The sequence below is a fragment of the Leifsonia sp. NPDC102414 genome (assembly GCF_044765685.1).
Taxonomy (GTDB): domain Bacteria; phylum Actinomycetota; class Actinomycetes; order Actinomycetales; family Microbacteriaceae; genus Leifsonia.
Map to the genome: position 1 here is coordinate 135,162 of NZ_JBIWKN010000004.1, position 10,212 is coordinate 145,373.

General features: G+C 69.4%; 12 protein-coding genes. 5 read left to right on the top strand and 7 right to left on the bottom strand.

Annotated elements, in window-relative coordinates; translation table 11 throughout:
• Window positions 1-4: 4 nt before the first annotated feature.
• Window positions 5-685: a TetR/AcrR family transcriptional regulator C-terminal domain-containing protein gene (locus tag ACIRCZ_RS16015; protein WP_402854771.1), complete on the top strand. Its 681-nt coding sequence runs from the start codon at window positions 5-7 to the stop codon at window positions 683-685.
• Here ACIRCZ_RS16015 and ACIRCZ_RS16020 read toward each other — a convergent pair.
• The 3 genes from ACIRCZ_RS16020 to ACIRCZ_RS16030 form a co-directional block, all read right to left on the bottom strand.
• Window positions 666-1,043 (bottom strand): DUF3566 domain-containing protein, encoded by a 378-nt coding sequence (locus ACIRCZ_RS16020; protein ID WP_055894617.1) that lies wholly within the window; start codon window positions 1,041-1,043, stop codon window positions 666-668. The two genes, ACIRCZ_RS16015 and ACIRCZ_RS16020, sit on opposite strands and share 20 nt — an antisense overlap.
• An 80-nt stretch (window positions 1,044-1,123) precedes the next feature.
• Entirely contained in the window at window positions 1,124-1,759 is a 636-nt protein-coding gene (locus ACIRCZ_RS16025; protein WP_055894619.1) for a ScbR family autoregulator-binding transcription factor, read from the bottom strand.
• 149 nt (window positions 1,760-1,908) lie between these two features.
• Window positions 1,909-2,256, bottom strand: coding sequence for a VOC family protein (locus tag ACIRCZ_RS16030; RefSeq protein WP_402854774.1), 348 nt, complete (start codon window positions 2,254-2,256; stop codon window positions 1,909-1,911).
• Between the two features lie 124 nt (window positions 2,257-2,380).
• Here ACIRCZ_RS16030 and ACIRCZ_RS16035 point away from each other — a divergent pair, with 124 nt between their 5' ends.
• Together ACIRCZ_RS16035 and poxB are read left to right on the top strand one after the other, a co-directional pair.
• Window positions 2,381-2,776, top strand: a complete 396-nt coding sequence (locus tag ACIRCZ_RS16035; RefSeq protein ID WP_402854776.1) for a hypothetical protein — start codon at window positions 2,381-2,383, stop codon at window positions 2,774-2,776.
• A 139-nt stretch (window positions 2,777-2,915) separates the two neighbouring features.
• Window positions 2,916-4,649: a ubiquinone-dependent pyruvate dehydrogenase gene (gene poxB / locus ACIRCZ_RS16040; RefSeq protein WP_055894624.1), complete on the top strand. Its 1,734-nt coding sequence runs from the start codon at window positions 2,916-2,918 to the stop codon at window positions 4,647-4,649.
• Window positions 4,650-4,652: 3 nt separating this feature from the next.
• Here poxB and ACIRCZ_RS16045 read toward each other — a convergent pair whose 3' ends face one another.
• The 3 genes from ACIRCZ_RS16045 to ACIRCZ_RS16055 form a co-directional block, all read right to left on the bottom strand.
• Entirely contained in the window at window positions 4,653-6,395 is a 1,743-nt protein-coding gene (locus ACIRCZ_RS16045) for an LCP family protein (RefSeq protein ID WP_402854780.1), read from the bottom strand.
• A gap of 101 nt (window positions 6,396-6,496) precedes the next feature.
• A complete protein-coding gene (locus tag ACIRCZ_RS16050; RefSeq protein ID WP_402854782.1) occupies window positions 6,497-7,063 on the bottom strand; it encodes a MarR family winged helix-turn-helix transcriptional regulator in 567 nt (188 codons plus the stop codon).
• A gap of 92 nt (window positions 7,064-7,155) precedes the next feature.
• Window positions 7,156-7,695: a hypothetical protein gene (locus ACIRCZ_RS16055; RefSeq protein WP_055896307.1), complete on the bottom strand. Its 540-nt coding sequence runs from the start codon at window positions 7,693-7,695 to the stop codon at window positions 7,156-7,158.
• Between the two features lie 193 nt (window positions 7,696-7,888).
• On the opposite strand from ACIRCZ_RS16055, the gene ACIRCZ_RS16060 reads away from it, so the two are divergent.
• Together ACIRCZ_RS16060 and ACIRCZ_RS16065 are read left to right on the top strand one after the other, a co-directional pair.
• On the top strand, window positions 7,889-8,632 hold the full coding sequence (locus ACIRCZ_RS16060) for a hypothetical protein (RefSeq protein WP_402854784.1): 744 nt from the start codon (window positions 7,889-7,891) through the stop codon (window positions 8,630-8,632).
• A 122-nt stretch (window positions 8,633-8,754) separates the two neighbouring features.
• Window positions 8,755-9,327, top strand: a complete 573-nt coding sequence (locus tag ACIRCZ_RS16065; protein ID WP_055894631.1) for an NADPH-dependent FMN reductase — start codon at window positions 8,755-8,757, stop codon at window positions 9,325-9,327.
• Between the two features lie 97 nt (window positions 9,328-9,424).
• Here the strand turns inward: ACIRCZ_RS16065 and ACIRCZ_RS16070 are convergent, their stop codons facing one another.
• Window positions 9,425-10,201, bottom strand: a complete 777-nt coding sequence (locus ACIRCZ_RS16070) for a DNA-formamidopyrimidine glycosylase family protein (protein WP_055894633.1) — start codon at window positions 10,199-10,201, stop codon at window positions 9,425-9,427.
• Window positions 10,202-10,212 lie beyond the last annotated feature (11 nt).

The window sequence follows — 10,212 nt, forward strand, 5'->3', positions numbered from 1 at the left end:
CGTCGTGACGGAAACGGAAAGCACCGGCAGGCGGCACACCCGCGACGACGTGGCGCGCACCGCCCTGCGCATCCTCGACGACCACGGATTGCCCGACCTCACCATGCGCCGCCTCGCCTCCGCCCTCGACGTGCAGCCGAGCGCCCTCTACTGGCACTTCCCGAACAAGCAGACCCTCCTCGCCGAGCTCGCCGACCGCATCGTCGCCAACGGCCGCCCGGCTCTCGCATCCCGTGCCGGCAGCACCGCACGCGTCGAGGGCGGTGCAGCCCCCACCACATCCACCGCCCCCGCAGACACCACCGCCCCCGGCTGGATGCACGCCACCCGCACAGAAGCCGCCTCACTCCGGGATGCGCTCCTCGCATACCGCGACGGCGCCGAGGTGGTCTCCAGCACCTTCGCGCTCGGCCTCGGCTCGACGGAAGCCGTCGACAGGCTCGCGTCCGCCGTCGCGCTCGGCGGTTTCGACGACGACACGAGCCGCAGGGCGGCCACCGCGCTGCTGCATTTCATCCTTGGACACGTCTCGCACGAGCAGCAGCGGATGCAGTACGACAGCATCGGCGTCCTCGCCGCCGGCGCGGCCGTCTCCCCGCTGGACGAGGACGACCCGGCCGCCGCCTTCGGGTTCGGCGTCGACCTGCTGGTCGGCGGACTGGAGTTCAGTCGCTCCCGAAGGTGAGCTTCCACCCGCCGACGACGCGGGTGGCGAGGTTGAACAGGGCGGCGAAGATCGCACCGAGCGCCGACACCACGATGAGTTCGAGCAGCGCCACCACCAGCGTGAAGGTGATCACGTTCGCGAACGTCAGGTCGGCGACCAGGGCGGAGCCCTGCGACCCGGCGATGCTCTCCAGGAAGTCGCGGAGGGAGCCGATCGCTCCGAGCCTGTCGAGGACGCTCCACACGAGCAGGGCGATGACGACCGTGATGACGGCGAGGACGAGGGCGACGAGGAACGACATCTTGAGCGCCGACCAGAAGTCGATGTAGACCATGCGCATCACCGCGCGTTTGCCCTTGGTCTTCCGTGCGCTCATTCTCGGCCTCCCCTGATGTTGCTGGTCGCCCGATGATTCAGCGGCGATCCCCCGCAGTCAGTGTAACGGCGGGACGGGGTTCAGGCTCCAGCGACGAGCTGGGGGAGCGTGGACAGTGCCGCATACCGTTCTGCCGGCACGATTCCCGGAAGGATCACGATCCACATCTCGGTGACGCGCTGCAGGAGGTCGGCGCGGTCGGTGAGCGTCTCGGAGACGAGCTGCACGCCCGTGAAGGTCGGGATGAGGAAGTGCGCGAGCATCTCGGGGTCGACGGTGTCGGAGATGTCCCCTTCGGCGATCGCACGCACGGCGAGCTCTTCGAAGGTTCGCAGCCAGTCGTCGTACGGTCCGTCGACGGGCCGCTCGAAGCCGGACCTGTCCGTGGTCAGCCGGATGCCGGCCTTCACCACGGTGTCGGTGAGCAGTTGATGCGCGAGCCCTGCGCAGAGCAGGATCATCGTCTGCAGGGCGGGAAGGTTCCTGCCCAGGATCTCGGCCCCTGACGAGAACGCCCTGGCGTGCTGTTCCTCGATGACCGCGCGCGCGATGTCGTCTTTCGACTGGAAGTGGAAGTACAGAGCGCCTTTGGTGACCGACGACGCCGCTGCGATGTCCGCGATCGAGGCCAGGCCGTATCCGGAGCGTTCGAAGGTCTCTGATGCTCCGAGGATGATGGCGTCTCTGGTTGCCTGGGCGCGCGCCTGTTTGACCATGAGGGTCTCCTGATGAGGACCTCGACGAGGATTCGCGAGGGGAGTGACGGGGGTATGCACACCGTAATCGAGTTTTACGTGCATCGACCGGATGTCCGCGCGGACCGGCTCGTCTAGCGAAACGACCTGTCTGTCGGACCCGCCGCTCCTCACTCGGTGTTGTTCGGCCTCCACACGGCGAACCGATTACCCGACGGATCGAGCAGGTGTGCGAACTGGATCGACCCGTTGTCGACGAGCGGCAGGACGACGGTCGCCCCCAGGCCTTCCGCGCGTTCGACGGCCGAGGCGACATCGTCCACGTGCACGTAGAACACCGCCCACGATCCGCCGCCGACCGCGCTGGTGTCCCACAGTCCGCCGGCGTCTCCGCCGACCATGCGGTATCCGGCGGAAGACGGCGGCCCGATCTGCCACCCGAACAGGCCGGAGTAGAAGGCGGAGCTCGCCTCCGGGTCCAGCGACCCGATCTCGAAGTAATCCACGTCGTTGCTCATGGAGTGATTGTGCGCGCAACCGGGCCCGCGGGCAATGGATGGGGGTGGATGCGGGGGCAACGGATGCGGGGGCGATGGAAGCGGGATCTTGCTCCCGCGCATCCACTGTCCTAGCGTTGCGGCCGTGACCAGGTACGTGATCGACGCTCCGGCCGCGCTCGACCTCGCGGAGCGCGCTGCAGCGGTCGGTGCGGCGCACAGCCTCGTCGCTCCCGCCCTGCTCAAGTCTCAGGTGCTGACGGCGCTGTACCAGGCGGTCGCGCGCGGCGACCTCACCAGGGCGGACGCCTCCCGACGCCTCGACCACCTGCGCAGTCTGCGCATCCGCTACCTGAGCGACCGCGTCTCGCAGGCGACGGCCTGGAAGATCGCGGATGGCCTCGGCCTGCCGGACACCCTCAACGCCGAGTACATCGCCGTGACGCAACTCCAGGCGGATGCGCTCATCGCCCTCGACCCAGCGCTCGCCGAGGCCGCGGCCGGTCTGGTGCGGGTGGCGCCGACCGGCGAACTGAGCTGAGCCGAGCTGGAGCGGTCGCTCGGGCGGTCGCTCAGGCGGTCGCTGCCACCGTCGCTGCACATCGTCCCAGCCCCTCTCCCGCATCCACCCCTGCCCGGCGTACGTTGGAGTCATCCGACCGATTCCGAGGGAGCGCACTATGCCGACCGTCGCCGACACCATCGTGGAGATCATCAAGGATGCGGGGGTGAAACGGGTCTACGGGCTGCCGGGCGATTCGCTCAACGGGTTCACGGATGCGTTGCGCAGGGACGGGTCCGTGGCATGGGAGCACGTGCGCCACGAGGAGGCGGCAGCGTTCGCCGCCGCGGCCGAGGCTGCGCTGACCGGTGAGCTGGCCGTGTGCGCCGGCAGCTGCGGGCCTGGCAACCTGCACCTCATCAACGGGCTGTTCGACGCCAACCGGAGCAGAGTGCCCGTACTCGCCATCGCGGCGCAGATCCCCGGTCCGGAGATCGGCAGCACATACTTCCAGGAGACCCACCCGCAAGACCTGTTCCGCGAGGCCGCGGTGTACACGGAGCTGGTGAGCGTCCCAGAGCAGCTGCCCCGCGTGCTCGAGATCGCCATGCGCACCGCTATCGAGCGCAGAGGCGTCGCGGTGGTCGTCATCCCCGGCGAGATCTTCCTCAAGGACAGCACGGGGCGGCGCAAGTCCGCACCGATCACCTTCTCGCCGCGCGTCACCCGGCCGACCGACCAGGAGCTCAGCGCGGCGGCCGATCTGCTGAACTCGGCCAAGAAGGTCACGATCCTGGGCGGAGCGGGGGTGGAGGGCGCGCATCCACAGCTCGTCGCCATCGCCGAGAAGCTGAAGGCACCCGTCGTGCACGCGCTGCGCGGCAAGGAGTTCATCGAGTACGACAACCCGTACGACGTCGGCATGACCGGCCTGCTCGGGTTCTCCTCCGGCTACCGGGCGATGGAGAGCTGCGACGTGCTGCTGATGCTCGGCACCGACTTCCCGTACCAGCAGTTCTATCCGTCGAAGGCGAAGATCATCCAGGTCGACATCCGCGGAGAGAACCTCGGCAGGCGGACGCCGGTCGACCTCGGGCTGGTGGGCAGCGTCCGCGACACCGTGGATGCGCTGCTCCCGCTGCTGAAGGACCGCACGGACACCAAGCACCTCGACTCGTCCACCGCGCACTACGTCAAGACCCGCAAGAGCCTCGACGACCTCGCGACGAACGACCGCAACCGCACGCCCATCCACCCGCAGTACGTCGCCAAGCTGATCAGTGAGCTCGCGACGGACGACGCAGTCTTCATCCCCGACGTCGGCTCCCCTGTGGTGTGGGCGTCCCGCTACCTGACGATGAACGGCAAGCGCCGGCTGATCGGCTCCTTCTCGCACGGCACGATGGCCAACGCCCTGCCGCACGGCATCGGCGCACAGGCTGCGTTCCCCGGCAGACAGGTGGTCGCGCTCGCCGGAGACGGCGGCCTGGCGATGCTGCTCGGCGAACTGCTCACGCTGCGGCAGAACAAGCTGCCGGTGAAGATCGTGGTGTTCAACAACTCGTCGCTGAACTTCGTCGAGGTGGAGATGAAGGCGGCTGGCTTCGTCAACTTCGGCACAGGGCTCGACAACCCGAACTTCGCCGACGTCGCAAACGCGATGGGCATCCACGGCCAGCGGGTCGAGAAGCCGGACGACCTGCCCGGCGCCCTCCGCGCCGCATTCGACCACGACGGCCCAGCCCTGGTGGATGTGGTCACCGCCCGCCAGGAGCTGTCCATCCCGCCCGCGATCACCGCGGAGCAGGTCAAGGGCTTCACCCTCTACGCGCTCCGCACGATCATGTCCGGCCGCGGCGACGAGCTCGTCGACCTGGCCGACACGAACGTCTTCCGGCGGCTGTTCGACTAGGGGTCAGTTGATGCAGACCGTGTCGCTGTAGTTCTTCGCGGGCGACGACGGGGTGGGCGCAGGCGCTCCGCCAGACGCCGGTGCGCCGCCCGCGGCGGGAGCGGCGGGCATGATCCCGTCGTCGCCGAGCACCACCGTGACACCGGACACCGACGAGGTCTGCTGCACCGAGGCGCCCGGCAGGTAGGCCGCGACGGCCTTCGCCTGCGACTCCTGGCCGCTCGGGTACTGGATCACCGTGGTCTGCTGGGTGTTCGCATCCCCTGCCGTCCCTGTCTTGAAGCCCGCCGCGGCGAAGGTGGCCGTCGCGGTCCCGGCCGCGCCGTTGGTGCTTCCGCCGTTCAGCACCGTCACGGTGGTGTCTGCCGGCTTCGCCGCCGTCGCCTTGTCGTAGGCGTCCGGCGTGCCCATCAGACTCTGGATGAACGCGGGCATGGCCGCCGTATCCACCTCGACGATCGACAGATCCTCTCCGTCGACCGTGATCGTCGGGGTGCCGGAGATCGGGATGGTCGCCGACTGGATCTTGCCGCCGGTGAGCCCCTGCATCTGGGCCGCGAGGGAGAGGAAGTTGAGGCCGGGGTCTGTCTCCAGGGAGCCGCTGACCGCATCCAGCACCTTCGACAGCTTGCCAGGGTTCAGCAGGGTACCGGCCGAGAGGAACTTGTGCGCCTCCACCGACAGGAAGTACTGCTGGCGCACCACCCGGTCGAGGTCGCCCTGCGGCAGACCGTGACGCTGGCGGACGAACGCGAGCGCCTGGTGCGCATCCAGAGTGGACACCCCTGCCGGGAAGTTGGCCTGCGAGAACGGGTCGTCGACCGCCGCGTTCAGGCACACCTGGATGGGGCCGAGCGCCTGCGCGATGTCGTAGAAGCCGAGCAGGGAGATGCGCACGTAGTGGTCGATCGTCAGACCGGTGAGGTTCTGCACCGTCTGGATGAGGAGCTTCGCGCCGCTCGTCGCATCGGTCGCCCCTCCGCCGAGCGAGAAGGCGGCGTTCAGCTTGTTCATGCCGTGGCCGGGCACATCCACCCAGGAGTCGCGCGGCAGCGAGATGAGGGTCGCGGACTTACCGTCCGCCGGGATGTGCAGGACCATCATCGTGTCGGTGTTCGTGCCCCCGCCGTCGTCGGTGGTGCCGAGCTGGTCGAGTTCGGCCTGGGATGCGCCGTCCGGGCGGTGGTCGTCGCCGACGAGCAGGATGTTCTGGGCAGAGCCGTCGACGTCGTTCTTCGGCTTGTTCGACTCGGAGATCACGTCGACGTGCTTCACGTTGTTGACGAAGCGGAAGTAGCTGTATGCGGCGTATCCGCCGACCACGACGAGGACCACCGCGAGGCCGAAAGCGGTCCAGCCGATGATGCGCTTGGTGCGGCTGCGGCGCTTGCGCGGCTTGCGGCCGCCGGGGGTGCTTCCGCCCTGGGCGCCGTCGCCCGGGCCATCGCCGCCAGAGCCGCCGTCGCCGCCTGAGCCGTTGCCGCCTGAACCGCCATCGCCAGAGCCGCCACGACCGCGGCCCGACCCGCCGTTCGCGCCGCCGAACAGCTCGTCCATCCCGCCGCCGGCTGCGCCTCCCGCAGCGCTGCCGCCGTACCTGCTGTCGGCCGGACGCGTCGCGCGGACCGGTCGCCGCGGGTCCTGCTGGGGCACGCGTCCGAAGACCTCGGTGGCCGGTTCGCGGTCATCGTGGGGCTCGCGAGGGCCGCGGGGCTCCTCGGGGCTGGGGAAGGTTGGGCGTCGCACACGGAAACGCTAGGGGGCGAACCCTGCGAGAGCCCTGGCTATCCATGCATTTCTCGACGAATCGTCAGGGTTTCTGCGACGGCCTCCCAGTCCGGCGCCGATCAGGACGCCGCGGCGCTGCGAACCTCTTCAGCAGCTGGCTCGGGATGCGACTCCTCCGCGTCCGTTCCTGCGCAGTCGTCTACGCCAGGGTTCTCCGCCTCGTTCGCGGCGATCATCTTCCGCGAGATCTGCAGGAACTCGGCCTGCTGCGCATCGGTGAGCGCGTCGAACAGCACACGCCGGATGGTCGCGGTGTGCTCGGGGAGTGCCCTGACCACCACGCGTCGGCCGTCCCCGGTGAGGTGGATGTAGCTCGCCCGCCTGTCCTCCGCGCACTCCTGCCGCTCGACGAAGCCGCGGGCGGCCATCCTGGTCACCTGGTGCGAGACCCTGCTCTTCTCCCAGCCCGTGACGTCGACCAGTTCGCGCACGCGGAGCCGCCTGCCGGGAGCGCGCACGAGCGCCATGAGCACCTCGAGCTCCGAGATGGAGATGCCGTGATCGCGCTGGAGCTGGGCGTCGAGGGTGCGATCGAAGCCTCTGCGCATCACGTAGAACGCGTTGAAGAGCTCGATCTCGTCGTCGCTCAGCTTCCGCGGGTCGGGACTCTGGCGGACGGAGGACATACCCGTCATCCTCCCACGCCCGCGCTGCGGCGGGGAGTGCGGCTCAGTGCGCCACCTCGTGTCGTCGCGCGGTCGGCGCGGCGCGGCGCGGCTCAGTGCGCCAACTGCTCCAACGCGACCACCGCGACGCCGAGCGCCACGATCGCGGCGAGCACCAGGATGCGTTTCCCCGAGCTGAGGTTCGTGCGCTTCACCGCGAGCTGCGCGATCACCGCCAGCGAGACGATGAGCGCGACCACCCCGACCGTCATCGCGGTGTGCACGGTGACCGCGCCGCCCGCCGCGATGAGCAGCATGATGGCGGGAACGGCGATCACGGTCAGGGCTCTGGATGCGACAGCCACCATGTGCCGGAACTCCCGCGCACTCGGCACCGTGTTGTGCACGATCATGTGCGAGATCAGATCGGAGGCGAGACCGGCGAGGAGCACCCCGCCGACCGAGATCAGCAGCGTCAGCAGCACGTTGAGCGGATCGAGACCGTCGCCGTGCCCGTTCAGTGCCATCAGGATCGCGAGGGCGGTGAAGGTGGCGTAGATGCGCTCGCGCAGCCGGTCGCCGGCCTCCCTGCGCTCGTCGGGGGTGGCGTCGTCGGGGAGTCGGGTGTCGCTCGGTTCGTCTCGCCTGGCCATGCCGTCCCTCGTCTTTCCCGCTTGCACCGTTCGCGTGCGGTCGTGCGTGTCGAGCATATCCGGGCCCCGGTGCGGGCCGGCGTGGCAGGGACGGAGGGGGACACAGCCGCCGCACAGCCGATGCCAGGACACTTTCTGTACGGATTCACACACACCCGTCGACGTACCCGCGTCGCCTCGAACGGAGATCACCATGGGATTCCTCGACCGTCTCTTCGGCCGCGAGGAGCATCAGGCTCCCGCGCAGCGTCCGACCGCCGGCGGATACCCGGCGCCCGCATCCCCTGCGCAGGCTGCGACCGCCGCGCCGGCGGCGACCGCCCAGCGTTCCGACGACGAGATCGCCGTGGAGCGCTACCGCTACCTGCTGCGCACGGCTCCGCCTGAGACCATCGAGCAGGTGCACGAGGAGGCGTTCACCAAGCTGACGCCCGAGCAGCGACAGCTCCTGTTCCAGCAGCTGTCGCAGAACGCCCCGGCCGGCGAGCAGCCGCGGGCGGACGACCCGCGGTCGCTCGCCCAGTCCGCCACCCGCGCGGAGCTGCGCCAGCCGGGAACACTCGAACGCTCGCTCGGCAGCAGCATGGGCGGAGGGCGCGGCGGCATCGGCTTCGGCGGGATGTTCGCCAGTTCGCTGCTCGGAAGCGTCGCGGGCTACGTCATCGGCTCCACGATCATGAGCGCGTTCCTGCCGTCGCCTGCCGACCAGCAGGCGGATGCGGGTTCGGGCGACAGCGGTGACGGTTCCGGCGATGCAGGCTCTGGCGATACCGGCTCGGGTGATCCTGGCTCCGGCGACGCGGGCTCCTCCGACGCCGGTGGCTGGGGCGGCGACGCTGGAACGGTCTCCGCGGACGGCGGCGGCTGGGACAACGGGGGCGGTTTCGGCGACTTCGGCGGCGGTGGCGACTTCGGCGGTGGCGGCGACTTCTTCTAGGCGAAGACGCCGATACCGTCTCAGCGACGGCCGCGTCCGGCAATTCGTGTCAGGTCCGGGAATGTTCTGCGCGCATCCCGGGTTCGCGTTAGGTGACACGTCATCAACACGAAAGGCCTGACATGACGAAGATCGGGATCATCATCGGCAGCACCCGCCCAGGACGCAACGGCGAGGCCGTCGCCCGCTGGGTCTACGACCACGCCGCCAAGCGCGACGGCGTCGAGTACGAGCTGGTCGACCTCAAGGACTGGAACCTTCCGCACCTCGACGAGGCGATGCCCGCCGCGATGGGACAGTACGCCAACGACCACACCAAGGCATGGGCGGCGAAGATCGACGAGTTCGACGGCTACATCTTCGTGACCCCCGAGTACAACCACAGCACCTCGGGCGCGCTCAAGAACGCGATCGACTTCGTCGGCGCGGAGTGGAACAACAAGGCGGCCGGTTTCGTCAGCTACGGCGTCTTCGGCGGCGCCCGTGCCGTCGAGCACCTGCGCCTGGTGCTGTCGCAGCTCCAGGTCGCGACCGTCAGCGCGCACGTCGGCCTCAGCCTCGCGCACGACTTCGAGAACTGGTCGCTCAACCCCACGGCTCAGCAGGAGGCTGCGCTCACCCCGCTCTTCGACCAGGTCGAGTCCTGGTCGGAGGCCCTCTCCACCCTCCGCACCGCCGAGTCCCTCGCGGCCTAGCCCCCCCTAGCCCCGCAACCATCGAGTCCGAAGTTGTTCGCGCGACACGCCGCGCCCAGCCTGAACAACTTCGGACTCGGCGGTGTGGGTGGCCGGCTCAGGTCTGGCAGGACGGGCAGAAGTAGGTGACGCGCTCCTCCAGGTCGGTGCGACCGAGCGCCGACCGGTGGATGCGCGTGCCGCAGCGACGGCACGGCTCGCCGCGCCTGCCGTATACCCAGCTCGTGCGGCCGCGGCGGGTGTCGCCCGTCGTCACCCGCGTGGAGCGGTCGCGGTTGGCGAGGATGAGCCGTCGCGCCAGAGAGACCGCGGCGGGAATGTCGGCCTCGGCCACCGGCCGCGTCGGCAGCATTCCGCGCAGGAAGCACAGCTCGTTCACGTACTCGTTGCCGAGCCCGGCGAGGTTGCGCTGGTCCAGCAGGGCGACGGCGACAGGTTGCTCAGGATGCGCGGCGAGCCTCCGAACGGCTTCGTCGGCGTCCCAGTCCGGCCCGAGGAGATCGGGGCCGAGGTAGCCGACCACGTCGTCCTCCCTGTCGCGCGGGATCACCTCGAGGATGCCGAGCAGGAAGCCGACGGCGGCCACGTCCTCCGTCCGCAGCACCGCCCTCGCCTCGAACGCCGGGTGCCGCCAGCGCGCGCCAGGTGCGTAGAGCTCCCACGACCCCTCCATCTTGAGGTGGCTGTGGATAGTCGCGTCCCCCACCCGCATCAGCAGGTGCTTTCCCCTGCTGACCACCGTGTCGACGGTTCGGCCGGACAGATCCACGGTCGCGTACGCAGGCACCCGGAAGTCCGTCTCGGTGAGCAGCTTTCCCGCCAGCGCCGCGTCGAGCCGCTTGGCCGCACGCCAGACGGTGTCGCCCTCAGGCATGAGCGCTCCCC